Raw genomic sequence first — 25,427 nt, 5'->3', positions numbered from 1 at the left:
GAATCCCCGTCAATCCGGCGCGTTCTATGCTTGATCGCAAATTATGTCCAGCCTTGACAAGGGCATGTGGGCAGATTGTCGCGGGGAAAAGCGCGGCCAATTGGCACAAGGACTTGACGGCCATCAGTTGGGCGGAATTTGCGCCCGCCGGATGGGCTTGAAGGCGTCCGTAAAGCGCCCTACTCCGCCGCCTCTTCCCGGGCGAGAAATCCGCCGGACTGGCGTGACCAGAGCCCGGCGTAAAGCCCGCCGCGGGCGACAAGTTCGGCGTGCGTTCCCTGTTCGACGATCCGCCCCTTGTCCATTACCACCAGCCGGTCGAGCGCGGCGATCGTCGACAGCCGATGCGCGATCGCGAGCACCGTCTTGCCCTGCATCAGGCGGTCGAGATTGGACTGGATCGCCGCTTCGACTTCGGAATCGAGCGCCGAGGTCGCCTCGTCGAGCACGAGGATCGGCGCATCCTTCAGCATCACCCGGGCGATCGCGATGCGCTGCCGCTGTCCGCCCGAAAGCTTGACGCCGCGCTCGCCCACATGGGCGTCGAGCCCCTTGTGGCCGCGCTGGTCCTGAAGGTCGGCGATAAAGTCGTAGGCTTCGGCTTTCCGCGCCGCAGCGATCAGTTGCTCCTCGTTCGCGTCGGGACGGCCAAAGAGGATGTTGTCGCGGATCGAGCGGTGCAGAAGTGAAGTATCCTGGCTGACCATGCCGACCTGGGCGCGCAGCGACTCTTGCCTGACGGATGCGATATCCTGGCCGTCGATCAGGATGCGCCCGCTCTCAAGATCGTAGAAGCGCAACAGGAGATTGACGAGCGTCGACTTGCCGGCGCCCGAGCGACCGACGATGCCCACCTTCTCGCCTGGACGGACGACCAGCGAGAAATCGTCGATGACGCGGTCGCCCTTGCCGTAGTGGAAGCGGACGTGCTCGAAGCGGATTTCCGGCTTGCTCACGGCCAGTTCCGTCGCATCGGGCCGATCGACGAGACCGATCGGCTGAGAGACCAGTTCGGCCGAGTTCTGGATCGTGCCGATGTTGCGCATGATCGAGTTCAACTGCGTCATCATGCGGCCAAGCAGCATGTTGAGCCGGAGCACCAGTGCCAGCGTGAAGGCGACCGCGCCGGAACTGATCGAGCCTGCGAGCCAGAGATGGATGGCGTAGACCGCGATCGCCGTGATCATCAAGCCGGAAAGCAGTGCCAGCGAGGCGCGCACGGCCGTCAAGAGCCGCGTGAACGGGATGACCGCGCGCTGGAACCGGTCGAAGCCGCCGCGGATATAGCGGTCGTTCTCCTCGTCGCGCCCGAAGAGCTTCAATGTCTGGATGTTGGAATAGGCATCGACCATGCGACCGTTCAGCATCGACGCCATTTCGGCGGTATCGCGGGCGTGCTTGCGGATGCGTGGAACGAAAAAGCGCGCCAGCACCAGGAAGACGACGATCCAGAAGCCGACCATCGCGGCCAGACGCCAGTCGAGCTGCGCCACCAGCGCCATGGTGGACGCCGTGTAGATGACGATGAACCAGACGACCTGCAGCAGCGAGACGAGCAGGTCGCTCGTTGCTTGCGCGCCGGCCCAGACCTTGGTGACGATGCGGCCGGAAAAGTCGTTCTGAAAGAAGGTCAGCGACTGCCTGGCGACGTGCACGTAGGATTGCCAACGCACCAGGTTCAAAAAGCCTGTCGTGATCGCCTGTTCTTCGACGAGCGCCGCCAACGACACCGCGATGAAACGGAAGACCATGACTGTCAGGAGCATGAACAGAAGCTCCGGGCCATTGGCGGCGATCAACCCGCTCCAGCCAGCTTCCGGCTTCACGGTGTCGAGCAGATCGACGAGCCGCCCGACGAAGTAGAAAAGACCCGCCTCCAGCATGGCGACGAGGCCGCCCAAGACGGCCATAGCGATGAACGGTCCCTTGGCCTGTCTGGCGTAGAACCAGGCAAACCCCCAGAGCGATTTCGGCGGCTGCAGGCGCTCGCGCGGTGCGAAGGGCTTGATCCAGTTCTCGAAGAGGCTGACGATGGCGCTGAGCATGGTTCCGATATAGGCGGTTCGGCGGGAACAGCAATCGGTTTCGACACAATTGCAGATTACAAATGCGTAACGTCTAACAAAGAGGCCCGCCGCTCTTTCAAACGGCGGGCCTCAGGTTGCTTACTCTGCGGCCTCTTCCTTCTCGACGTCGTCGGCGATGAAGCCACCCGACTGGCGAGACCAGAGGTCGGCGTAGAGACCGCCATGGGCAACGAGCTCGGCATGCGAGCCGGTCTCGACGATGCGGCCGGCCTCGAGGATCACCAACCGGTCCATCTCCGTCAGCGTCGACAGGCGGTGGGCGATCGCGATCACCGTCTTGCCGGCCATCAGCGCGAACAGGTTCTCCTGGATCGCCTGTTCGACTTCGGAATCGAGCGCCGAGGTCGCCTCGTCGAGGATCAGGATCGGCGCGTCCTTCAAGAACACGCGCGCGATCGCGATACGCTGGCGCTGGCCGCCGGAGAGCTTGACGCCGCGTTCGCCGACCTGGGCGTCCAGGCCCTTGCGGCCCTGGTTGTCCTCGAGCCCCTGGACGAAGTCCCAGGCGTTCGCCTTCTTGGCCGCCGCAATGATCGCCTCGTCGTCCGCTTCCGGATGGCCATAGGCGATGTTGTCGCGAATGGAGCGGTGCAAGAGCGAGGTGTCTTGCGTCACGACGCCGATCTGCGAGCGCAGGCTGTCCTGCGTGACGGTGGAGATATCCTTGCCGTCGATCCGGATCGCACCGTCCTCCAGGTCGTAGAAGCGCAACAGCAGGTTCATCAGCGTCGTCTTGCCCGCACCCGAGCGACCGACGAGGCCGATCTTCTCACCCGGCTTGATGTCGAGCGACAGGTGATCGATGACGCCCTTGGCCTTGCCGTAGTGGAAGCGGATGTTGTCGAAGGCAATCGCCCCCTTGTCCGCTGTCAGCGCCTTGGCGTCCGGCTCGTCGACGATGTCGTGCGCCTTGGTCATCATGCCGATGCCGTCATAGACCGTGCCGATATTCTCGAACAGCGCCGAGACTTCCCACATGATCCACTGCGACATGCCGTTGATGCGCATCGCAAGGCCGACGGCGATCGCGATCGCGCCGACGGAGATCGCACTCGTCAGCCACAGATGGATGCCAAGCGCTGCGATCGCAAAGAGCGCGATACTGTTGTTGGCATAGACCAGCACGTGGAACAGCGTCACCTTGCGCATCTGGCGATGCACGGTGTCGAGGAAGCCGTCCATGCCGTCGCGCGCATAGCCTTCCTCGCGGCCGGCATGCGAGAACAGCTTGACCGTACCGATATTGGTGTAGCTGTCCACGATCCGGCCGGTCATCATCGAGCGCGCGTCCGCCTGCTCCTTGGAGATCTTCTGCAGCCGCGGCACAAAATAGCTGACGATGCAGATGTAGATCGCCAGCCAGATGCCGAGCGGGATCACCAGCCGCCAGTCGGCGGTGGCGACGACGGCGAGCATCGTGACGAAGTAGCTGACGACATAGACGAAGACGTCGAGGATCTTCATCACGGTTTCGCGCACGGCTAGTGACGTCTGCATGACTTTCGTTGCCACGCGTCCGGCGAACTCGTTGGCAAAGAAGGTCATGCTCTGGCGCAGCAGGTAGCGGTGCATCTGCCAGCGGGCGATCATCGGATAGTTGCCGAGCAGCACCTGATGCATGATCAGTGAATCGATCGCCACGAGGCCCGGCAGGCCGATGAGGACGAGCGCACCCATCCAGAACAGCCGTCCGCCTTCGGCGGCGAGGAAGCTCTCGCGGTCGGCGCTCGACAGCCAGTCCACCATGTTGCCGAGGAACTGGAACAGCGCCACTTCGCCAATGGCGATCAGCGCCGTACAGACGGACATGATGATGAGCCACGGCGCAGCCGGCTTGGAGTAGTGCCAGCAGAAGCCGAACAGAGTCTTCGGCGGAACCGTCGGCTCCTCCGGCGGATAGGGATTGAGGCGGGATTCAAACCAGCCAAACATAACATTGCTCCTTCAGAGTATTTTGAAGGAAAGCGGGATTTCGCCCCGCATTCTTATGATGAAAAAGTCAGTCCGGAAATGCAGCCCGCAAAGGGCTTCGTCTTCCGGAGTCCCGGAAGCGCGTCGATCTCGGTTAAAAGATAGGTCGCGGAACCGGTCAGGCCAAACGGTGGCCCACTACTCCAGGAAGGCGTGTCAACATCAATACATTCATGTTTGCCTCCGTCGGTTCGCGTTGAAGAGGTCCGATCTCTACCCTTATTCGCGCTCGCATGCCAGATTGTCGCAGGCACTTTCTTGCCCAATTTTTCATCGCTCCGACCGCTGTTGCCGTTTCGGCACAGATTAGCGCAGGCAATATGAGCGACCTCAAAAGCAAGCAGCGCCGGACGTTTCGCACCGGAGAACAAGGATGATCGCTTCATCGGACACGCCTCCTGACCTTCAAGGTGTCGGCTTTCTCCTGCGGCGCCCCCGCGAGGGTGACGCAGACGCGCGCCTGAGGCTCGGCCGCCATCCGGATATCTACCGGATGTTCGGTGCGGGCAGGTCGTTTCCCGGCCTCTTCGGCCACGGCGAAGCGGCCGCCTGGGTAACGCGCATCGCCGAACATCCGGCCGCCTGGATCATCGATCAGGACGGCCTTGTCGGCGAAGTGCGGCTCGACAACATCAACCGCGCCGATCGCCGCGCGAACTTCGCCATCGGCATTTTCGATCCGGATCGCCTTGGCAAGGGTCTTGGCACGGCGGTCATCAAGCGGGTATTGGCCTATGCCTTCGACGAACTTGCCCTCCATCGGGTCTCGCTGAGGGTCCTCGCCTTCAACGAGCGGGCGATTGCGGCCTATCTCAAGTCCGGTTTCTCGATCGAGGGCCGCGAACGCGAATCGGCGTTGATCGACGGTGAGTGGCACGACGACATCATGATGGGCATCCTGGCTGCGGATTTCGATACGCGGCGCAACGCCCCTGCAAACGAGTAACCTGACGTGAGCAATCTGCGCATCGCCCTCTACCAGCCCGATATTCCCGGCAATACCGGCACGATCCTGCGCATGGCCGCCTGTCTCGGGCTTTCGGTCGATGTGATCGAGCCGGCCGGCTTCGACCTCTCCGACCGAAACCTGAAGCGCGCCGGCATGGACTACATCGCGTCGGTGGCGCTCACTCGTCACGTCAACTGGGAGCGCTTCGAAGAGTGGCGCTCGGCGAGCGGACGTCGGCTGGTGCTCGCCTCCACCAAGGCTGCCCTGCCCTATACGCGCTATGATTTCCGCCCAGACGACATCCTGCTTTTCGGGCGGGAAAGCGCCGGCGTGCCCGATCACGTGCACGAGCGCGCCGATGGCCGCATCCTCATTCCGATGGCCGACGGCCAGCGCTCGCTGAACATCGCGATCTCCGCCGCGATGATTGCGGGCGAAGCGATCCGGCAGGTTTCGCCGATTTGATACCGTCTCCATAGCCGTCTCCTTGGCGGCAGGCCGAGCCTTTGAGAGCCCGGCCGAGAGCCCTCGTTTCCAACGTTACGCCGCGACTTCGTTGTAAGGTTTGCTCTTGCGCGCCTGCTTCAGCACCCGCGCCCACCAGGTCAGGCGATCCATCATCAAAAACAGCGGCGCGCGGAGCTCCTCCGGTTTATAGAGGTTGCCGGCAGCATCGAACTTCGACCACGCCTTCGGGAAGGCCACGCCGTCGCGCAGTGTCACCGTGTGCAACTCTCCAAACACCTGGCGCAATTGCTCGACCGCGCGAATGCCGCCCGAGGCGCCGCCGTAAGAGACGAAGGCGACCGGCTTTGCGTGCCAGGGCTCGTAGACAGAGTCGATCAGTTCCTTCAGCGCCGCCGGGTAGCCGTGGTTGTATTCGGGCGTAACGACGATGAAGGCATCCGCCTCGGCGATCTTGCGCTCCAGCCATTCGCCGGGATTGACCGCCGCGCCAAGGCCGCGCGACGTTCTGAGCCGCGCCGGGTCGATGATCGTCAGCGAGAAGGTGTCGGAAGCCGATAGTTCCCGGATCAGCCAATTGGCGACCGTGTCGCAGAAGCGACCCTGCCGCGCGCTGCCATAGATCACGGCGAGGGTCATTTTCTCAGTCATGGGGATCAAGCTCCTGTTGTCTCAGTCATGGAGCCAATGCTATAAAACCTCAAGATTAGTTGAGGTCAATAGCCGTTATGACGATTGTGAAACAAAGCGAACTGCGCCGCGAATTGACCGTGGGCGAAGTGGCGGAGCGCAGCGGCGTCGCCGTCTCCACCCTGCATTTCTACGAGGCCAAGGGGCTGATCCGCAGCAACCGCACCCGCGGCAACCAGCGCCGCTATCCGCGCGGCGTGCTCAGGCGCGTCGCCGTCATCAAGGTGGCGCAGCGCACCGGCATTCCATTGTCGGAAATCCAGGACGCTTTGTCGGTTTTGCCGGACGATCGTCCGCTGACGGTCGAGGATTGGGGCAGATTGTCCGAAAACTGGCGCGAACAGCTGAACGAACGCATCGCCAGCCTGATGGCGTTGCGCGACCATCTGACGAGCTGCATCGGTTGCGGCTGCCTGTCGCTGCGCGAATGTCCTCTGCGCAATCCGCACGACGTGCTGTCGATGGAAGGCGCCGGCCCAAGGCTCATGGATGAAGACAGCCACCCTTGAGCGGCCGCCACGACCAAAGGTGCCTACGCATGGTCATTGTGCGGAAAAGAAGATGAAGCCAGAACTAAGAGGTCGAGTTGCGATAGTCCTTCCTCTTCTCGCTCTCATCCTGTTCTCATGGTTCTATTATCTTGACGATCGCGCATGCGCCGCAGGGGATCAGCAATGCGTCGTCAATACATTCCTGGCGCTTGCCTTGGGGACCGTGATACTCGGGCTGATAGCCATCATTAATCTATTGATTCTTCTAGGAAAAACTCTGATTTTTTTTCAGGATCGAAATCGAGGTTGAGCGCTGTGCTACCTCGGCACGGCAGGGGAATCTGGCGCGTTTGTTGACGTGATCGGTGATCTCAGAAAAAGCGGTAGGGGCGATGGATCAATCCGCGGTCGGCAGGCGGCGCATCGTAAACTCGATCTCGTCGCCCTCGAGCTGGCGCCAGCTTTCCACCTCGGTCCAGTAGGCGGCCTTCGGCCAGGTGTCGAACCATTCCCGCGCTTTTGCACGGGCAGCACTGCGATCGAGCCGAAAGGTTTCCCGCACGAAAAGGCCGTCGCCTCGTGTCGGATTGTCCCGGCGATGCCGGGCGATCTGCCGCCGCAATCCATCGAGCGGCGGGCCTGCAGGTATTCTTGCCATGGGCTATACCTCTGGATTGTAAGATAGTGAGGCAAGCCTGCCTTTGCCAGAGCTTTGTGTAGGCGGTTTCGCCGGGGCCAAGGACACGCCGCGACCGAGTGGCCGAAGCGCTGGACCGCCGTTGCCATCAGCGCCAAAGTGTGAACTGTGGCGACTTCAATCGAATCGGCGGCATCTCATCGGAAAATCCCGCCAACAGGACGTAATCTCATGGAACGACCGCAGCTACCCCAGGGGCTCCCCGCAGACATCGAAGATAAGAAGGCGGAGGCGCGTGCATGGTTCGAAGGGCTGCGCGACACCATCTGCGCCGCCTTCGAGGCGGTGGAGGATGAGCTGACCGGGCCGCTATCTGACCGCGCCCCCGGCCGCTTCGTTGCCAAGGACTGGAGCCGTGAGGATGGCAAGGGCGGCGGTGGCCGCATGTCGATGATGGAAGGCCGCGTCTTCGAAAAGGTCGGCGTGCACACCTCGACCGTCTACGGCGAGTTCTCGCCCGAATTCCGCAGCCAGATCCCGGGTGCAGCCGAAGATCCCCGTTTCTGGGCTTCGGGCATTTCGCTGATCGCCCATCCGGTCAATCCCAACGTACCGGCCGTTCACATGAACACCCGCATGGTGGCGACGACCAGCAACTGGTTCGGCGGCGGCGCCGACCTCACTCCGGTGCTCGATCGCCGTCGCGTCATGACGGATCCCGACACGCAGCTCTTCCACCGCGCGATGGAGATCACTTGCGGGCGCCATGCGGTCGCCGACCATGCCAAGTTCAAGAAGTGGTGCGACGACTACTTCTTTCTGCCCCATCGCAACGAGGCGCGCGGAACCGGTGGCATCTTCTACGACTGGCTGCATTCCTCGGAAGAGCAAGGCGGCTGGGACGCCGATTTCGCCTTCACCCGTGATGTCGGCAAGGCGTTCGCCATCGTCTATCCGAAGATCGTGCGCACCAATTTCAATGCGCCCTGGACCGAAAACGACCGCGACGAACAGCTGGTGCGCCGCGGCCGCTACGTCGAGTTCAACCTGCTCTACGATCGCGGCACCATCTTCGGCCTGAAGACCGGCGGCAATGTCGAGTCGATCCTGTCGTCCCTGCCCCCGGTGGTCCGCTGGCCGTAATCTCGCCGGCAGTCCACAAAATGAGAGAAGCGCTCCACCGCGCAGACGCGCTTCTCTCCGGACCATTCACAGCGTGTCCGAACCTATGAGTGGCTCACTGACCACGGTCGTTCCGAACGAAGATCTTTGGACCTTCCCTGACGTCACTTGCAGATCCGCACCTTCTTCCAGAAGACCTTACCGTCGGCGCCATAAGCCCGTTCGGTTTTGACGACGCAGCTCGGTTTGCAGCCGTAGCTATAGTTCGCGGCCTTCGCCGGCATGGCCAAGGCAAGTGCCATCGTCGTCGCCATCGCCATGGCGAAGCAAGAACTGCGCATTGTGTATATCCCCGTGTAATCCGACCGCGACGGAGCCGCCCGTCGCCTGAAACGAGCCATCGCACGGATCAGTCCCACCCCGCTGTTTCGAATGAAACAGGCGAACAAAGCCCGCTATCAGGCGTTTCACCTTCGTCGAGCGAGGTGAAAACAATGATCTTCAAAAAACGGACATTTTACGGCGATGAACCGGAGCGGCAGGTGGCCGATCACCCGGCCGAACTGGAGCGCCGCGTCGCCCATCTCCTGGCGGTCACGCCCGGCCTCGATGCAGCCGATGTCACTGTTACCGCCAAAGGCAACACCATTGTGCTTGCCGGTTTCGTGGCGACCGAAGGCGAAGTTTTCCGCGCCGAAGAGGCGGCAAAACAGGTGCAAGGCGTCGCGGAAGTGATCAACCGGATCGAGACGGTCACCGCAAGATAGAAGCGTCCTCGGTTCCTCAGATGGAGCCGAGCGTCCAGCTGACGATTTCTGCCGAAACATTGGCGAAGGCCTGATCCATGGCCTTGATGAAGGCCGTGTTGCCCGTGCCCTTGACTGCGGCCGTGGCGCGAAACGCCTTTTGCGCCAGCACCGTGCCGTTGCGATCGTTGAGGATCTTGGCGAAGATTTCGACATTGGCCGTGTCGGCGCCCTCGGTCGAAATCTCGAAGGCGCGGATTTCGGTGATGACCTGGTAGTCGATCGCCAGGCCCTGGCCGGGCTTGCCGACGCCGCCGATCTTGCCTGTGTCCTCGAAGGCCTGCACGAGCTTCGCCTGTACCAGCTTCGGCAGGCGGTCGCTCCACTGAGCCTTGGCGAGATATTGCAGTTCCGCGCCGGAGAGGCGGATGACGACCTGATCGCTGTCGAGTGCCTTCAGAGCCGTCGGCTCCGGCACGAGGATCTGCTTGCCGGTCGATGCGCGACCTTCGACGGCCGGCCTTGCCGAAAGACTGTAGGTGTCGTTGACCGCTTTGGTACCGCAGCCAGCAAGTCCTGCTGCCAGCATGATCATCAGGGCGGAGCGCCACGCTCCCGCTACTCGCACGCCCACCAGCCCTGGAAAACTCATACTGCCGTTACCTTTGTCCCACACAACTTCGGCGCATCCCGGATCGAAACACACCACCCGGCCCCACGCCGGCTGTGCCCACCGACTCAGCGTCGGGTGCGGCCATCATATTGCTTTACCGTCTCGCCGCCAAAGAGAAGGCGTTGCGGATCCTTGTCGAACGTCGAGATCGTGTTCTCAAGGCTCTGCACCGTGCGGCGCGTATCGGTGACGAGCGCCTCGACGTCGCGCAGCCCCGAATTCGAGAAGCGCTTGAGGTTCTCCGCAATCGGGCCGATCTGGGCGTTCAGGTTGTCCGCCATCTTGCGGAACGAGGCGAGCGTCGCGCGGGCGTCAGCCGAAAGCGACGGCGCGTCCGCATCGCCGAGGAAACCGTCGACCTTGACGAGAATGCTGTCGACCCGGTTGGCCGAAGCGTTGAGCTTGCTTGCCAGCTGCGTAACGTCGGTGATCGTGCGGTCGATGTCCTGCTGGCGCGCCGTGATCTTGTCGGCAAACTGCGAGATGTTGGCCACCGTCTTGCGGGCGTCGGCCGTCGCCGCCGTGATGTCGTTGACAACGAGCTCCACCTTCTGCTTGTCGACCGAGGCCACCAGCGTATCGACCCGCTCCAGCGTCTTCTGGGCGTTCTTGCCGAATTGCTCGTAGGTTTCAACCGTGCGCCGGAAGGCAGCGATGGTTTCGGAAACGCCGCCCGAGGCAGCCTTCAGGTCGGTGCTGATCTGCTCGACGTTCGAGACAATCTGATCGATCTTCTTCGGATCCACCGATTTCACCAGAGTTTCGGCAGATTCCAGAGTCGAATCGAGCTTCTTTGACGCAGCACTCACCGAACCGGAGAGTTCCGTCACGCTCTTCAGGAAGTCATCGATCGCGCCGGAATTGTTCGCGAGCGCATTCGAAAACGTCTCGGCATTGCCGATCGTCTTGGTCAGCGGACCGCGCACGTCGGTGACGAAGCCCTGGATGTCGGTGATGGCGCTGTTGGCGCGATCCATAATCTGGTCGGCCGTCGCGAGCAGGCTGGTGACGCTCGACTGGTCCGCAAGGATACGCGCCTGCGTACCCTTCTCGATCGCGGTCTTCAGGATGTTTTCGTCGCCCTTGTGGCCACCGCTGAGTTCGATATAGGCCGCACCGGTCAGGCCTTGCACTTCCAGCGTCGCCTTGGTCGACTTGAGCACCGGCGCGTCGACCGAAACCTCGGTCAGCGCGATCGAATAACGCGGATCGTTGGCATCGATCGCGAGGTTGCGAACCGTGCCGACGGGAATGCCGTTGAAGCGCACCGGAGAGCCGACCGAAAGGCCGTTGGCCGACCCCGGAATGTTGACCACCAGCTCGATCATCTCGCCGCTACGGCCATACTGCGACATCCAGTAGACGAAGCCGAATGCGGCTGCGACCACGAACACCGTGAAGAAACCGACAATGGCGTAGTTCGCTTTCGTTTCCATTCGTACCGACTACCTTCGTGGCCGCTTCACCGGCTCTACCTCCGATCTCGACGCCCGGGCATCAAAATCGGCTTCTCAAGATTCATTGATCGTTCCGCACGATCGATCGTGCCCGCTTGCCACGGAAATAGGACTGCACCCACGGATCGTCGCAGGCCAGCATGTCTTCCACCGTGCCTTCGACCAGGACCTTCTTCTTGCCGAGAACCGCGATGCGGTCGCAGACCGAAAAGAGGCTGTCGAGGTCGTGAGTCACCATATACACGGTCAATCCCAGCGTGTCGCGCAGCTTGGCGATCAACTCGTCGAACTCCGCCGCCCCGATCGGATCGAGCCCCGAGGTCGGCTCGTCGAGGAAGACCAGGTCCGGATCGAGCGCCAGCGCGCGCGCAAGTGCGGCGCGCTTGATCATGCCGCCCGAAAGCTCCGACGGGTACTTTTCCGCCGCCTCCGGCGCAAGGCCGACCAGCTCGATCTTCACCCGCGCCAGCTCGTCCATGAGGCTCTGCGGCAGGTCGAGATATTCGCGCATGGGCACCTGGATGTTCTCGCGCACCGTCAGCGCCGAAAACAGCGCTCCGTGCTGGAAGAGAACGCCAAGACGCATGTCGAGCGCGATGCGTTCGCCCTCGGTGATGTTGTCGTAGTCCGCGCCGAGGATTTCGATCTTGCCGGACCGCTTCGCAAGCAACCTCAGAACCGTGCGCATCAGCACCGACTTGCCGGTGCCGGACGCTCCGACGAAGCCGAGGATTTCGCCGCGGTAGATCTCGAGGTTCAGCTTGTCGAGCACGATGTTGGAGCCGAAACCGACCGTCAGGTCGCGAACGGAAAGCACGGCCTCGCGCCCGTTCGCCTCGGTCGGCTGGTACCCCTCGTGACTCTTTTCGATTGGGTTCACGCTGTTCTCCGCATCAGAAATCAATGGCCGCGTAGAACATGGCGAAGAGCCCGTCGATCAGGATCACGACGAAGATCGACTTGACCACCGAAGACGTCACGTGGCGGCCGAGCGACTCCGCGCTGCCGCCAACCTTCAAGCCCTCGACGGCTGCCACGACCCCGATGATGAGCGCCATGAACGGCGCCTTGATCATGCCGGCGGCGATCGACGAAAAATCGATGGCTTCCTGCAATCGGGCGAGGAAGGTTGGGATCGTGATGCCGGAATAGCCCCAGGCAACGAGCGCCGCACCGACGAGCGCCGCGAAGTTTGCGATGATCGTCAAGAGCGGCAGCGCGACGGTCAGCGCCACGAGGCGCGGAAATACGAGTACGCCGACCGGGCTCAGCCCCATCACCTTCAGCGCATCCACCTCTTCACGCATCTTCATCGAGCCGATTTCGGCGGTGATCGCGCTGCCGGAGCGGCCAGCGATCATGATCGCGGTCAGCAGCACCCCGATTTCACGGAGCTGCAGGATGCCGACGAGATCGACGACGAAGACCTCGGCGCCGAAATAGCGCAGCTGGAACGCGCCCTGCTGGGCGATGATGGCGCCGATCAGGAACGACATCAGCGTGATGATCGGCACGGCTTTCACGCCCATGCGGTCGATCTGGTGGACGATCGCCGCCGGCGAGACGCCGCTGTGCCGTCCAAGCTTAAGCTGGGCGCCGCGCACCGCGGACCCCAGGATGTACATCGCAGCGACGATATCTTCCCACGTCGCCGCCATGACCTCACCGACCGGGGCGAAGATGCGCTGAAACAGCGGCAGCCGTTCGCCGTTCTTTTCCGGCGAGCGCAGTTCAGCCGGCAGGGCGTCGATGAGCTCGACATAGCGCTGTCCGCCTTCGGCGAAATGAACGTTGTCGCGCGACGGGCCGACGACACGGGTCATGAAGCGGCGGATGATCCAGGCGCCTGCGGTATCCATCGCCGTCACGCCGGACAGATCGAACTGCGCGGCTCCGTCGCCCTTGCGCGCAAGGCCGTCGAGCTTTGCTGCCATCGCTTCGGCCGTCTCGTGCCGCCAGGTGCCGGTGAAGACATAGCTTCGCCCGCCGCCACTCTCGGACAGCGCGACATCGGCGGTCATCTTGCGGGCGGCTTGCGACACGTGTCTTCTGTTATCCCGATTTGCCTCTGCAAAACTCGTCCAATCTCGATAGATTTGAGGACAAGATTGTGCAGCAGACCTAAAGTGTTACCACGACTGTTGCGCGTCCGACCGGAGGCAACGACTGTGTAAAGATTCGTAAATCCTTCCACCGTCATAACGGCTCGCACCTTTGCTGTCACCCGAACGTTGCGGCGCTATGACGCCGGGCCAACAGATTACCTGCCGGAGACGCTTTCATGTCACTTTCCCTCGATGCCACCGTGGAACATTTCCCGATTGCGGGCACGTTTACGATCTCGCGCGGCTCAAAGACGACGGCAAGCGTCGTCACTTGCCGCATCGGAGACGGTGTCCATACGGGCTCCGGCGAATGCGTTCCCTACGGCCGCTACGGCGAGACGATCGACACGGTGCTCGCCGAAATCGCCGCCATCCGCCACCACATCGAGGCTGGGCTCAGCCGCGCCGACCTGCAGCGCGCGATGAAGCCAGGTGCTGCCCGCAACGCCGTCGATTGCGCGCTGTGGGATCTGGAAGCAAAGCAGAAAAACAAGTCGGCCCATGTTCTTGCCGGCATTTCTTCACCGGAAGCATTGACCACGGCCTATACGCTTTCGCTTGCCGAGGCCGACGCGATGCGCGAGCAGGCCGCCAAATATGCCCACCGCGCGCTCCTCAAGGTCAAGGTCGGTACGTCGGATGATGCTGCCCGCATCCGTGCGGTGCGCGCCGGCGCACCGGAAAGCCGCATCATCCTCGACGCCAACGAGGGCTGGACGCCCGAAACGCTTGCCTATCACTTTGCGATCTGCGCCGAGGAACGGATCGACCTGATCGAGCAGCCGCTTCCCGCCGGCCGCGACGAGGCGTTGGCAACGATCGCCCGTCCCGTTCCGATCTGCGCTGATGAAAGCGTGCACGCGACCGGCGACCTCGCCGCTCTCGTCGGGCGTTACGACGCCGTCAACATCAAGCTCGACAAGACCGGCGGCCTGACCGAGGCACTGCGCATGCGCGATGAGGCGGTCTCGCTCGGGCTTAAGGTCATGGTCGGCTGCATGGTCGGCAGTTCGCTCGCGATGGCGCCGGCGATCCTGGTGGCTCAAGGCGCGGATTTCGTCGATCTCGACGGGCCGCTGCTGCTGGCGCAGGATCGCGAGCCCGGCCTGCGCTACGAGGCCTCGCTTGTCTTCCCGCCGGAGCCGCGCCTCTGGGGTTGAAGATACCAGGCGGTGACGGCAAAGCAGCAGCCGGCAAAGGCGACGACCGACATTGAATAGAAGCCGTTCACCCCGTACCAGGCGTAGAAATAGCCGGACAGGAACGTGAAGATCGCGGTGAAGATGCCGGTATAGAAGAAGTAGAGCCCCTGCGCCGACGCTTCCTGTGATTCCACCACCCGCTCGACCAGCTTGTGCTGCATGCCGGTGTGCATGATCGCATAGGTGAAGGCGTGGAAGCACTGCAGGATGAAATAGCCGCTGAAGCCGAGATCCATCGGGAAGATGATCCAGCGCACCACGGCGAGAAAGCAGCCGGAGAGGATCATCACCCAGACGCTGAAACGGCGGCTGATCGCCTTGGCGAAGATGAACATCGTCACTTCCGCCGCGACGCCCGCGCTCCAGAGCAGGCCGATCTCGGTACCGCTGTAGCCGATGTGCTGCCAATAGATCGCCGAGAAGGCAAAGAGCATCGCGTGGCTGGCGTTGACCAGCGTCACCCCGATCAGCAGCAGCTGCAGGTCGAGCTGCCGCAGCGACTTCGGCGGCGGCTCCGTCAATGCCGTGATCGGTGACGGCCGCCGCGGCTTGCCGACCCGTGGCGCGGCATAGGCCATGATGATCGTCAGGCCGAAGCCGATCGCCATCGCCGGCAGCACCATGTCGCTGCCGAAGATGCCCACCATCCAGCCGCCGAGCATCGTCGCGCCGATGAAGGCGACCGAGCCCCAGAGCCGCATATGGGCGTAGTCGAAGCCCCAGCGCCGCACGCCTGAAAGCGCGATCGCCTCGACGATCGGCACATAGGGAGAATAGACGGCCGACTGCAGCGTGTAGATCAGCAGCACCGGCCAGAATTCGCGGAAGTAGAACAGAACCACGGCCGTTGCGAGCGACAGGAAACCGGACCAGATCAGGACGATCGCCCGCTCGCCGAGCCTATCGGCAATGACGCCGGCGATCGGCGCCGTGATGACGCGCACGAACATCGGCAACGCCAGAACGACGCCGATCTCGAAGTCGCTCATCGACAGCGTGCTCAGCCACATCGGGAAATATGGCATCGCGAAGCCGTTGACGATCAGCGGCGCACAGAAGAGCAAAGCAATGCGAAGCGCAAAATGGCGCGGCGGAGGGCCCACATAGGCGGGCGCTTGGAAGGGAATCATCGTCTGACCTGATGGCTGTGCCCGATCTCTAGCACGAGCCGGGCGCCCCTCGCCATAACCTAGTTTTCGCGACAGGAATATCGCTGCGCCGCGAAGGTCAGGCCGCGCGCTGGGTCAGCAGTTGGGCGAGCAGTTTGTCCGCTTCGCCAGAGGCTTCGCCTTCGCTGGCGCCACCGCGCATCTGGTGCCAGGTGATCAGTTCCATCGTGCCGTCGTGGTGCTCGGCAATCGCCGTGCAGCTTTCCACCCAGTCGCCGGTGTTGATGTAGCGGATGTCGCCGATCTCCTCGATGACAGCATGGTGGATATGACCACAGATCACGCCCTGCGCATCGTGACGGCGCGCCTCCTCGGCGACCACCTTCTGGAACTCGCCGATGAAGTTGACGGCGTGCTTGACCTGGAGCTTCGCCCAGGACGAGAACGACCAATAGGGCATGCCGAGACGTCGGCGGACCGCAGCAAGCCCGATATTGATGGCGATCGCCGTGTCGTAGGCCCAATCGCCGAGATAGGCGAGCACGCGGGCGTTGCGCACGACGACGTCGAATTCGTCGCCGTGCAGCACGAGATATTTACGGCCGTCGGCCCCCTCGTGCATGTAGCGTTGCGCCACCTCGATGCCGCCGAAATGCACGCCCGGAAAGTCGCGCAGGAATTCATCGTGATTACCGGGGATGTAAACGATGCGGGCGCCCTTGCGCGCCTTGCGCAGGAGCTTTTGCACCACGTCGTTGCAGTTCTGCGGCCAGTACCAGCTGCGCTTCAGCCGCCATCCGTCGACGATGTCGCCGACCAGAACGATCGTCTCCGCTTCATGATGCCGCAGGAAGTCGAGCAGGTAGTCGGTCTTGGCGGCCTTCGAGCCGAGATGGACGTCCGAGATGAACAACGTCCTGAGCTTTCGTGCGGAGTTGTCTTGCTGCGCCGCCATCATGCGAGCCTCGTCTTCAGGTTATGCTTTCTGCCTTCGTGAAACCAGACTCGTGTTTCAGGAAGATGACATCAACATTGCGTCACCGGTCCCCCCGCTGAAATCAGCACTGCAAAACTGTACCTCGCTTCGAATTCATGCCAAAAGGCACGACCACGAATGAGGAATGTGAGAGCATGAATACGGGCGACAAGACGAAATCCCATACCGGTCCGGCCAGCGGCGACATCGACCAGCAGGCCCTTTTCTTCCACCGTTACCCACGCCCGGGAAAGCTCGAAATCCAGCCCACCAAGCCGCTCGGCAACCAGCGCGACCTGGCGCTTGCCTATTCGCCAGGGGTTGCAGCCCCCTGCATCGCCATTCGTGACAATCCGGAAACAGCCGCCGATTACACAGCGCGCGCCAACCTGGTCGCGGTCATCTCCAACGGCACGGCCGTCCTCGGTCTCGGCAATATCGGTCCGCTGGCTTCCAAGCCCGTCATGGAGGGCAAGGCCGTCCTCTTCAAGAAGTTTGCCGGCATCGACGTCTTCGACATCGAAATCGACGCGTCGAGCATCGAGCGCATGGTCGACGTAATCTCGGCGCTCGAGCCGACCTTCGGCGGCATCAACCTTGAAGACATCAAGGCGCCCGAATGTTTCGAGGTGGAGCGGCGCCTGCGTGAAAAGATGCAGATCCCGGTCTTCCACGACGACCAGCACGGAACCGCGATCATCGTCGCCGCCGCCATCCTCAACGGCCTCGAACTCGCCGGCAAGGACATCGCGACCGCCAAGATCGTCACCTCGGGCGCAGGTGCCGCCGCACTCGCCTGTCTCAACCTTCTCGTGACGCTCGGCGCCAAGCGCGAAAACATCTGGGTCCATGACCTCGAAGGCCTCGTCTACAAGGACCGCGAGGTACTGATGGACGAATGGAAGTCCGTCTACGAGCAGGATAGCAGCAACCGCGTGCTTGCCGACAGCATCGGCGGCGCTGACGTCTTCCTCGGCCTTTCGGCCGCCGGCGTCCTGAAGCCGGAACTGCTGGCGCAGATGGCCGAAAAGCCGCTGATCATGGCGCTCGCCAATCCGACGCCGGAAATCATGCCGGAAGCCGCCCGCCAAGCCCGTCCGGACGCGATGATCTGCACCGGCCGCTCGGACTTCCCGAACCAGGTCAACAACGTTCTCTGCTTCCCGCATATCTTCCGCGGCGCGCTCGACTGCGGCGCAAGCACGATCAACGAAGAAATGAAGATGGCGGCCGTACGCGCCATCGCCGGTCTTGCCCGCGAAGAGCCCTCCGATGTTGCCGCCCGCGCCTATTCCGGCGAGACCCCGGTCTTCGGCCCGGACTACCTGATCCCCTCGCCGTTCGATCAGCGCCTTATCCTGCGCATCGCGCCGGCGGTTGCGAAGGCAGCCGAGGAAAGCGGCGTCGCCACCCGTCCGATCCAGGACTATGACGCCTATCTCGACAAGCTGAACCGCTTCGTCTTCCGCTCGGGCTTCATCATGAAGCCGGTCTTTGCCGCCGCCAAGAACGCCCAGAAGAACCGGGTTATCTTTGCCGAAGGCGAAGACGAACGCGTGCTGCGCGCCGCCCAGGTGTTGCTCGAAGAAGGCACGGCCCGCCCGATCCTGATCGGCCGTCCGCAGATCATCGAGACGCGCCTGCGTCGCTATGGCCTGCGCATCCGTCCGGATGTCGATTTCGAGGTGGTCAACCCCGAAGGCGATCCGCGCTACCGGGACTATGTCGAGGACTATTTTGCCCTCGTCGGCCGTCTCGGCGTCATCCCGGAAGCCGCGCGCACGATCGTGCGCACCAACACGACCGTCATCGGCGCGCTCTCGGTCAAGCGCGGCGAAGCCGATGCGTTGATCTGCGGCGTCGAAGGACGCTACAGCAAGCACCTGCGCGACGTATCGCAGATCATCGGCAAGCGCGACGGCGTGCTCGATTTCTCGGCCTTGAGCCTGCTGATCTCGCAGCGCGGCGCAACTTTCTTCACCGACACCTATGTGAGCTACTGCCCGAGCGCCGAAGAGATCGCCCAGACGACGGTCATGGCGGCACAGGAAATCCGCCGCTTCGGCATCACCCCGCGCGCCGCCCTCGTCTCGCATTCGAACTTCGGTTCGCGCGATTCGGAGAGCGCCACCAAGATGCGCGCGGCGCTGCAGCTCGTGCGGGAACTCGCGCCGGATCTCGAGGTCGACGGCGAAATGCACGGCGATGCGGCGATCTCGGAAGCGTTGCGCCAGCGCGTCATGCCGGACAGCAGCCTGTCGAGCGAAGCCAATCTGCTGGTTTTCCCCAATCTCGATGCCGCCAACATCACGCTCGGTGTCGTCAAGACCATGACCGACAGCCTGCATGTCGGCCCGATCCTGCTCGGCTCGGCGCTTCCGGCCCATATCCTGTCGCCGTCCGTCACCTCACGCGGCGTCGTCAACATGGCGGCTCTGGCGGTGGTCGAAGCCAGCCATCCGGGTTGAGATGGCAACGCGGAGATCGCCACCGGTCTTCGCTGCATTCGGGCGCCATGCCGGCGCCGGCAAAACCGTATCCGGATGTCGCGCCTGCTTCAGGCGCGGCATCGCTGGTTTTGCAGATCACCCGCGAATCAGCCCCTGTCACGCGGCCGATCGACGACCACAATCAAGGCGTGCGCAATTGGTCTTATACACCAATCGGGAAAGTTTGCGCTGGACAAAAGGTGAACCTCTAACCATGCTGGGGCCTCGGACGAGATTCGGTGTTGTGGCATGACTGAGCAGCAGGCTGTCCTCGACATGCTGGAAATCCTGGAATGTGGCGGCTGTGTCGAGCCCGCTCATTTCTTCACATTGATGCGTCGAACCTTCCGCATTGCCCATCTTCTCTATCTCGAAGCCGAGCCCTATGCGGACGAGCTCAAGGTTTGCCGGCTGCATCACACCTTTGGCGCCTACGCTGCCGAGATCTACCATGCCCGCAGCCTTCACCGGATCGATCCGATCCTGAAGCTGGCGCTTGGCGGCGTGCGGCCGGTGGAATGGACGATGGCGCGGCATCGCTTCCCGGAATGCGAACCGTTGTTCCAGGCAGCCCAGGAAATCGGCATATCCACTGAGGGCGTCGCCTTGCCATTGCCCTCGCCCGCCGGGCGCATGGCGTTGCTCGCAATCAACGTCAACATGACAGCCGGCGAATGGACGACCTATCGCCGCCATCACCTGCGCGATTTCCAGCTGGCCGCCAATCTCTTCCATGCCGCCATGCTGGAGCACGGCGCCATGGCCGGCAGCATTTCGACCCGAGAGATGCGGTTGACCGGCCGCGAGACCGAGGTCCTGACCTGGGCCGCCGCCGGCAAGAGCTATTGGGAAATCGCCACGATCCTCGGCATTTCCGAGCGCACCGTGCGCTTCTTCATGACCAATGCGCGACGCAAGCTGAATGTCGTTTCCAACACTCAGGCTGTGGCACAGGCCGTACGACACGCTCTGATACCCTCCGTTTGACACCCGACAATACGCCTCCACCGAAACCCCTCGAAATCTAGTGGCAAATATCGCGCATTTGAACTGTCGCTAGCGACAGTTACGCAACCGCCGCGAGCCTGACAGCATCGCCCCATCCCCAAACTCGGATGGAGAAAACGATGATCAGGATCCTGAACGGAAAGACCCGCGCACAACACCCGGCGGCCGTCGACGACATGTTCCGGTTGCGCAAGCGCGTCTTCCACGACTTCCTGAAATGGGACGTGCAGACCGAAGGCGACTGGGAAATCGACAACTACGACCAGGCAAACCCGCTCTACGTCCTGTCCTATGCGCCCGATACCGGCCGGCTGCGCGGCGCGCTTCGCCTCCTACCGACACTCGGCCCAAACATGCTGGACGATACCTTCCCGATCCTGCTTGGCGATAATCCGGAAATCCGCAGCGCTTCGGTCTGGGAATCCAGCCGCTTCTGCATCGAGCCCGAGATCTCGCAGGACCGCGCGTCGAACCAGGTGACGGTCGCGGCCGCCGAACTGATGTGCGGCGTCGGCGAGCTGGGCCTTGCTTCCGGCATCAGCCACATCGTCACGGTGACGGATGTGTTCCTGGAGCGCATGTTCCGGCGCATGGGATGCCCGGGCGAGCGTATCGCCGAACCGCATCGCATCGGCTCCGTTTTCGCGGTTGCCGTCGCCTGGGAAGTAACGCCGGATCTGCTCACGCGGATGAAGGCGGTCGCTGCCATCGAAGGTACCGTGCTCGAACGTCCGATGTCGCTGGAAACCGCCCGCGCCGCCTAAGCGCGTCAGGTGATCTGCGCTGTTAACGCAAACCGTCGCTTGTCGTTGCACGATCAACGACAAGCTCTATGATGGAGGCGAAACAGGAATGCCGCTGGCAGCCACCCGCAGAAGGTCGGCGCCGACCTGGCAACAGGAAGAGACTTTCGCCCGTGTTCACGCGCATGAAACACGTCGCTGCGGCCCTTGTGCCTCTGGTTCTGATCGGTGCCGGCCCGTCACTGGCATCGACGGCCTGCGACCGACTGAACGCGCGGCTCGCGCAACTGCCTGACTACGTCGCCAGCAATGCCGATGCGCGCGACTACGCAAGCGCGATCTCGCGGCAGAATATCGAGCTGCGGCGGGCAAAGAACGACCGCCGCCGCGCGGGTTGCGGTGGCGGCAACGCCATTGGCTTCGACGGCGGCGACCCCGACACCTGCTACGGCCTCAACAGCCTGATCGCCGAGATGGAAGACAATCTGCGCATGCTGAAGTCCGAGCGCGAGCAGATCGTCGCCGGCGGCAGCGACGACAGCCGGCGCCGCATCCTCGCCGCGCTGGAGATCAACGGTTGCTATGGTGACCGCGAGGAGTTCGCAAGCGTGGAACCGGACGTGCCGGAAAGCCACCGCAACATCGTTGCCGACCTGCCGCCGGAAGACGCCTACGGCCCGATGCTCGGCCGAGGCGAAGACGGCTACGCACCGCAGGAGCGCTACTATAGCGGCACGCTCAGAACCATGTGCGTGCGTACCTGCGACGGCGCCTTTTTCCCGGTTTCTTCAGATGCGACGCCGGCCGATTTCCCGCGCGACGAGCAGGCCTGTCGGGCGCGCTGTCCGGGGGCTGAGACCGAGCTCTATTTTCACGACCTCAACACGGAAGAGAGCGACAAGATGGTCTCGGCCGTGACCGGCCGTCCCTATACCGAAATGCCCAACGCCTTTGCCTATCGCACCCGCGCTGTCGGAAAACCCGGCCAGTGCGGCTGCCAGATACCCCAGACCGCCTCGACCACACCGAAGGCAAACGGAACGAAGATCGGTGACGACCAGTCGTCGATCATCGTCATCGAGACCAAGAAGCCGGAAGCGGCGAGCAATACCGCCAAGGCGCCGGCCGAAGAGCGGCCTTATGATCCGTCGAAGAACAAGGTTCGCGTCGTCGGCCCGACCTACCTGCCGCAGGAAGAAACCGCCATCGACCTCAAGCATCCGAAGGGACCGGCCTATCAGCCGGTCCAGAATTGATCGGACGAGGCCTTACGCCTTCTCCTTGCTGCGTCCCCATCCGTCTTCGAAAACCAGCTCGTCGAGCGGCAGGCGCTGGCGCCAGCCCTTCACGGCGAGTTCCGGCTGCTGATAGAGGCGATCGACATAGCCGAGGCAGAGCCAGGCAACGATCTCGATATGATCTGGGATGCCGAGAATCGCCTTGATCTCGGCCTCGTGGAAAATGCTCACCCAGCCGACGCCCACCCCTTCGGCCCGCGCAGCAAGCCAGAGGTTTTGCACGGCGCAGACGGTGGAATAGACGTCCATCTGCGGATTGTGGGTGCGCCCGAGTACGACGGCACCGCCGCGCGTGCGGTCGCAGGTGACACAGATGCTGAGCGGCGCCTTGCGGATGCCTTCCAGCTTCAGCGCACGGTACTTGGCCTGTTGTTCCGCCTCGAACATCAGCGCGGCCTCGTCATTGGCGCGGCGAAACGCCTGCCAGACGCGCTCACGCGTTTCTTCCGCCCGCACCAGCACGAAGTTCCACGGCTGCATGAAGCCCACGGACGGGGCGCTGTGCGCAGCGGCCAGCAGGCGCAAGATCAGATCATCCGGCAATGGCGCGGGCAGGAATTCATCGCGCACGTCGCGACGTGTCGAGATGGCACGGTAGACGGCCTCCCGCTCTGGCAGCGAAAAGGCACCGGCAGCCGCAAGGCCGCCTTTCGGTTCAGTCAGCATCGTTCGATCCCCAACAATGCGAAAACCTCCCGCCGTCCACGCGGGGTTCGGTCTATCTCGCCAGGCCGGTCTTCTGACTTCGGTTCAACCGATCACCTCGCCTTCCCAGATCGATTGAAGATCCAGTGGCAAAACCTTGAATCAATTCAAGGCTCTCTTAGACGCGATCGTCCCCGTCACAGCGTTGGGCACGTTCCGGAATGACACCGGATTCCCGATTCTCCCGCTCTCGCGGGCACCTGACGACGGCACTAAGTGCACAGCCGTTTGAGAAAGACAAGCGGCGCCAACCCGGTCGAGACATGGCGCGCCACTTTCCGCCGGCTACTTTCGAGCTTAGTCGTTTGCCTCCGCCTCAAAGCGGAGCGACCGGATGCGGCGAACCGTCATAGGCGCCCCAGACCGACTGATCGAAGCAAATCACCGATCCGGTCATCAGCCCGGACTCGGCCGACGACAGATAGGCGCAGGCCCGCGCCACTTCGGCCGGATCGACGAGCCGACCGAAAGGCTGGCCGGCCGCCGCCTTTTCGAGCCAATCGGCAGCCGCGCCATGAAACTCGCGCTGGATGCGGTCTTCGCCTTCGGACGCCATCCAGCCGATATTCAGCCCGTTGACGCGAATGCGGTTGCGAAGAAGCGCATAAGCCGTGTTTTTGGTCAGCGTTTCGAGGGCGCCTTTCGACGAACAATAGGCGGCAATGAACGGCTGGCCGGCCATCGCCGACATCGAGCCGATGTTGACGATCGTGCCCTCGGTCTTCTCCCGCCGCATGATCTTCACCGCCTCCTGCATCAGGAAGAACGGCGCGCGCACATTGATCGCGAACATGCGGTCGAAGAGTTCGGGCGTGGTATCGAGGATCGTGCCACGGTCGGTAATAGCTGCGGCGTTGACCAGCGCATCGACCCGGCCGAATTCCGCGTCGCAAGCGGCGACCACCTTGCGGGCGTCCTCTACTTTTTCCAGATCGGCCTCGACATAGACGACTTTCGCGCCACTTGCCTTGCCGATCTGCTCGGCCTTCGCCCGCCCCTTGGCGGCGTTGCGGCCGCAGATGACGATGCCTTCAGCGCCGCGTTCGGCGAAAAGGCCAGCAATCGTCGCGCCCAGTCCCTGCGTACCACCGGTGACGATGGCGATCTTGCCTTGCAATTGTCCACTCATCGAATTCCTCCCTCGGAAATGATCGTTTGAAACGGCTGCGGCTCCCGGCTGAAACACACCGGGAGCCTGTCAAATTGTAACTCGCTCGTCAGCTCAGCTTGCGCTTCGCCTGCGCCTCCAGCACCGAGAGAAACTCTTGTTCGCCCGTCCCCGCAGTGAGAGCCTCGCGCATCAACTGCGCCTGCGTCTTCGGCGCCAACCCGCCGAGTGGCGGATCCCGGTCGAGATTGGTGGGGAACGAATAGCCTTCGGCACAGGAGGAGATCGCGTTGGCCGCTTCCGCCTGCGTCAGCGTCCCGCCCGCCAGCAAGGCCCGCAAGGCCGGATAGAGCGTCGCGCTCATGGTCAGTCGGTCAACGGTTTCCATTGCGCGACCGAAGGCCGAAGATACCTGCAGCAGGTTGGCCACGCGGCGGATATCCCGGGAGCGGTTGGTGCCGGCGGCATGGAAGAGCGCCGGGTTGAAGAAGACAACGTCGCCCTTTTCGAGCGGAAGCTGCACGTGGTGTGCGTCGAAATATGCGCGGAATTCCGGCCGGTTGAGCGCCAGATAGCCCGGCACATAGGTTTGGCTATAGGGCAAGAACAGCGTCGGTCCGCTTTCGAGCGGCATGTCGCAATGGGCAACCGCCCCCTGCAGCGTCAGCACCGGTGAAAGCCTGTGCACATGCGCCGGATACTGCTCGATCACGGCCGCGGTCTGGAAGCCGAGGTGATAATCCCGGTGCGCCGATTGCGCCGCACCGCCAGGATTGACGCGATTGACCTGCGCCGTCATCTGGTAGTTCGGCCCGAGCCAAGCCTCGCTGACGAGCGCTATGACGGCATTGCCGTAATAGGAGGCGAAATTCTCCGGCGCGTTCAGGCAGTGCTTTTCCAGCGAGTTCCAGATGCGGTCATTGGCGCCGGGTTTGGCGAAGTGATCGCCGCCGCCGCTGTTGCTTCGATGTTGCTCTTCGATGATGGCGTCAAAGACCCCGCTTGCGACGTCGATTGCTGTCGTATCGGCAAAGGCGCGCTTGAAGACCGCCACGCCAGGCCCGGTCGCCAGTACCTCGCAGATCTCCGCCAGAACAGAACGCCGCGCCTCGGCATCGCCGCACGCCGCAATCAGCGCGGCGCTGTCATAAATCAGGATATTCTTTTCGCAGCCGGAAGCATGGGGGTAGTCGGACAGGCTGGTTTGGCGTTCGACTTCCGCCCGGAACGATTCGAGATCGCAAGCCTCTTCGGTGAGCCAGACGCGGTCGATCCGCTGGCGCGCTTTGTTGTCGGTCTTCATCGCGTTTCCTCCTCTGGAACATCCTGATGAACACGACTATAGGCGGCGGCAAAACATGATATAGAGCAAGAATCCATCAAAAATCCATCAGGA

The 25,427-nt window shown here is 62.6% G+C and carries 26 protein-coding genes and 1 riboswitch; of the genes, 11 read left to right on the top strand and 15 right to left on the bottom strand.

Translation table 11 applies throughout. The annotated features are described in order from the left end of the window. Positions 1-179: 179 nt before the first annotated feature. The 3 genes from OVA00_RS28965 to OVA00_RS28955 form a co-directional block, all read right to left on the bottom strand. Positions 180-2,045: an ABC transporter ATP-binding protein gene (locus OVA00_RS28965; RefSeq protein ID WP_268090103.1), complete on the bottom strand. Its 1,866-nt coding sequence runs from the start codon at positions 2,043-2,045 to the stop codon at positions 180-182. 120 nt (positions 2,046-2,165) lie between these two features. After that, on the bottom strand, positions 2,166-4,019 hold the full coding sequence (locus OVA00_RS28960) for an ABC transporter ATP-binding protein (RefSeq protein ID WP_089044122.1): 1,854 nt from the start codon (positions 4,017-4,019) through the stop codon (positions 2,166-2,168). Between the two features lie 53 nt (positions 4,020-4,072). Then, positions 4,073-4,444: a hypothetical protein gene (locus OVA00_RS28955; RefSeq protein ID WP_268090102.1), complete on the bottom strand. Its 372-nt coding sequence runs from the start codon at positions 4,442-4,444 to the stop codon at positions 4,073-4,075. Between OVA00_RS28955 and OVA00_RS28950 the strand changes: the two genes are divergently transcribed. Next, positions 4,432-5,004, top strand: coding sequence for a GNAT family N-acetyltransferase (locus OVA00_RS28950; RefSeq protein ID WP_268090101.1), 573 nt, complete (start codon positions 4,432-4,434; stop codon positions 5,002-5,004). The two genes, OVA00_RS28955 and OVA00_RS28950, sit on opposite strands and share 13 nt — an antisense overlap. Positions 5,005-5,010: 6 nt before the next feature. Then, positions 5,011-5,472: a tRNA (cytidine(34)-2'-O)-methyltransferase gene (locus OVA00_RS28945; protein ID WP_034795003.1), complete on the top strand. Its 462-nt coding sequence runs from the start codon at positions 5,011-5,013 to the stop codon at positions 5,470-5,472. Positions 5,473-5,547: 75 nt separating this feature from the next. Here the strand turns inward: OVA00_RS28945 and OVA00_RS28940 are convergent, their stop codons facing one another. Beyond that, complete coding sequence (locus OVA00_RS28940) at positions 5,548-6,123, bottom strand: NADPH-dependent FMN reductase (protein ID WP_034795007.1); 576 nt, start codon at positions 6,121-6,123, stop codon at positions 5,548-5,550. A gap of 77 nt (positions 6,124-6,200) precedes the next feature. Here OVA00_RS28940 and soxR point away from each other — a divergent pair, with 77 nt between their 5' ends. Both soxR and OVA00_RS28930 read left to right on the top strand, forming a co-directional pair. Continuing rightward, positions 6,201-6,671 carry a redox-sensitive transcriptional activator SoxR gene (gene soxR / locus OVA00_RS28935; protein ID WP_034795010.1) on the top strand — a complete coding sequence of 157 codons (471 nt, stop codon included), beginning with the start codon at positions 6,201-6,203 and terminating at the stop codon, positions 6,669-6,671. A gap of 52 nt (positions 6,672-6,723) precedes the next feature. Beyond that, positions 6,724-6,963 carry a hypothetical protein gene (locus OVA00_RS28930; RefSeq protein WP_268090100.1) on the top strand — a complete coding sequence of 80 codons (240 nt, stop codon included), beginning with the start codon at positions 6,724-6,726 and terminating at the stop codon, positions 6,961-6,963. Positions 6,964-7,050: 87 nt separating this feature from the next. Here the strand turns inward: OVA00_RS28930 and OVA00_RS28925 are convergent, their stop codons facing one another. Then, positions 7,051-7,311, bottom strand: coding sequence for a hypothetical protein (locus OVA00_RS28925; RefSeq protein WP_060585034.1), 261 nt, complete (start codon positions 7,309-7,311; stop codon positions 7,051-7,053). Between the two features lie 210 nt (positions 7,312-7,521). On the opposite strand from OVA00_RS28925, the gene hemF reads away from it, so the two are divergent. Continuing rightward, positions 7,522-8,433: an oxygen-dependent coproporphyrinogen oxidase gene (hemF, locus tag OVA00_RS28920; RefSeq protein ID WP_268090099.1), complete on the top strand. Its 912-nt coding sequence runs from the start codon at positions 7,522-7,524 to the stop codon at positions 8,431-8,433. Positions 8,434-8,576: 143 nt separating this feature from the next. Here the strand turns inward: hemF and OVA00_RS28915 are convergent, their stop codons facing one another. Beyond that, the gene (locus tag OVA00_RS28915) at positions 8,577-8,753 is read right to left on the bottom strand and encodes a hypothetical protein (RefSeq protein WP_268090098.1); all 177 of its coding nucleotides are present in this window, start codon (positions 8,751-8,753) and stop codon (positions 8,577-8,579) included. Positions 8,754-8,906: 153 nt separating this feature from the next. On the opposite strand from OVA00_RS28915, the gene OVA00_RS28910 reads away from it, so the two are divergent. Next, complete coding sequence (locus tag OVA00_RS28910; protein WP_060585030.1) at positions 8,907-9,179, top strand: BON domain-containing protein; 273 nt, start codon at positions 8,907-8,909, stop codon at positions 9,177-9,179. Between the two features lie 16 nt (positions 9,180-9,195). On the opposite strand, the gene OVA00_RS28905 is transcribed toward OVA00_RS28910, so the two are convergent. From OVA00_RS28905 to OVA00_RS28890, 4 genes are all read right to left on the bottom strand, one after another. Next, positions 9,196-9,810, bottom strand: a complete 615-nt coding sequence (locus tag OVA00_RS28905) for an ABC-type transport auxiliary lipoprotein family protein (protein WP_089044126.1) — start codon at positions 9,808-9,810, stop codon at positions 9,196-9,198. Positions 9,811-9,896: 86 nt separating this feature from the next. Further along, positions 9,897-11,267, bottom strand: a complete 1,371-nt coding sequence (locus tag OVA00_RS28900) for an MlaD family protein (RefSeq protein ID WP_034795040.1) — start codon at positions 11,265-11,267, stop codon at positions 9,897-9,899. Positions 11,268-11,349: 82 nt separating this feature from the next. After that, positions 11,350-12,159: an ABC transporter ATP-binding protein gene (locus OVA00_RS28895; RefSeq protein WP_060520788.1), complete on the bottom strand. Its 810-nt coding sequence runs from the start codon at positions 12,157-12,159 to the stop codon at positions 11,350-11,352. A 22-nt stretch (positions 12,160-12,181) separates the two neighbouring features. Further along, positions 12,182-13,309, bottom strand: coding sequence for an ABC transporter permease (locus tag OVA00_RS28890; protein ID WP_051659332.1), 1,128 nt, complete (start codon positions 13,307-13,309; stop codon positions 12,182-12,184). Positions 13,310-13,569: 260 nt separating this feature from the next. Between OVA00_RS28890 and dgcA the strand changes: the two genes are divergently transcribed. Next, positions 13,570-14,553 (top strand): N-acetyl-D-Glu racemase DgcA, encoded by a 984-nt coding sequence (dgcA, locus tag OVA00_RS28885; RefSeq protein WP_268090096.1) that lies wholly within the window; start codon positions 13,570-13,572, stop codon positions 14,551-14,553. Here the strand turns inward: dgcA and OVA00_RS28880 are convergent. Both OVA00_RS28880 and OVA00_RS28875 read right to left on the bottom strand, forming a co-directional pair. Next, complete coding sequence (locus OVA00_RS28880; RefSeq protein WP_060520705.1) at positions 14,505-15,725, bottom strand: MFS transporter; 1,221 nt, start codon at positions 15,723-15,725, stop codon at positions 14,505-14,507. The two genes, dgcA and OVA00_RS28880, sit on opposite strands and share 49 nt — an antisense overlap. A gap of 97 nt (positions 15,726-15,822) precedes the next feature. Next, positions 15,823-16,662, bottom strand: coding sequence for a UDP-2,3-diacylglucosamine diphosphatase (locus OVA00_RS28875; protein ID WP_060585025.1), 840 nt, complete (start codon positions 16,660-16,662; stop codon positions 15,823-15,825). 173 nt (positions 16,663-16,835) lie between these two features. Here OVA00_RS28875 and OVA00_RS28870 point away from each other — a divergent pair, with 173 nt between their 5' ends. From OVA00_RS28870 to OVA00_RS28855, 4 genes are all read left to right on the top strand, one after another. Beyond that, entirely contained in the window at positions 16,836-19,148 is a 2,313-nt protein-coding gene (locus OVA00_RS28870; RefSeq protein WP_268090094.1) for an NADP-dependent malic enzyme, read from the top strand. A gap of 270 nt (positions 19,149-19,418) precedes the next feature. Then, entirely contained in the window at positions 19,419-20,156 is a 738-nt protein-coding gene (locus OVA00_RS28865) for a helix-turn-helix transcriptional regulator (protein WP_034795050.1), read from the top strand. 140 nt (positions 20,157-20,296) lie between these two features. After that, entirely contained in the window at positions 20,297-20,941 is a 645-nt protein-coding gene (locus tag OVA00_RS28860; protein ID WP_034795052.1) for an acyl-homoserine-lactone synthase, read from the top strand. Between the two features lie 164 nt (positions 20,942-21,105). Next, positions 21,106-22,176, top strand: a complete 1,071-nt coding sequence (locus tag OVA00_RS28855) for a DUF2865 domain-containing protein (RefSeq protein ID WP_034795054.1) — start codon at positions 21,106-21,108, stop codon at positions 22,174-22,176. Positions 22,177-22,188: 12 nt separating this feature from the next. On the opposite strand, the gene bluB is transcribed toward OVA00_RS28855, so the two are convergent. From bluB to OVA00_RS28840, 3 genes are all read right to left on the bottom strand, one after another. Beyond that, a complete protein-coding gene (bluB, locus tag OVA00_RS28850; RefSeq protein WP_268090092.1) occupies positions 22,189-22,884 on the bottom strand; it encodes a 5,6-dimethylbenzimidazole synthase in 696 nt (231 codons plus the stop codon). A 46-nt stretch (positions 22,885-22,930) separates the two neighbouring features. Further along, a riboswitch (cobalamin riboswitch) is annotated at positions 22,931-23,142 on the bottom strand. 97 nt (positions 23,143-23,239) lie between these two features. Then, entirely contained in the window at positions 23,240-24,052 is an 813-nt protein-coding gene (locus tag OVA00_RS28845) for an SDR family oxidoreductase (protein ID WP_060528794.1), read from the bottom strand. Between the two features lie 88 nt (positions 24,053-24,140). Beyond that, complete coding sequence (locus OVA00_RS28840; protein WP_112770872.1) at positions 24,141-25,334, bottom strand: phytanoyl-CoA dioxygenase family protein; 1,194 nt, start codon at positions 25,332-25,334, stop codon at positions 24,141-24,143. Positions 25,335-25,427: the final 93 nt, after the last annotated feature.

Origin of the sequence: Ensifer sp. SL37 (assembly GCF_026672675.1) — a bacterium.
Taxonomy (GTDB): Bacteria; Pseudomonadota; Alphaproteobacteria; order Rhizobiales; family Rhizobiaceae; genus Ensifer; species Ensifer adhaerens.
The sequence above is the reverse complement of the archived record's forward strand: the minus strand, read 5'-3'. Positions and strand labels throughout refer to the sequence as shown.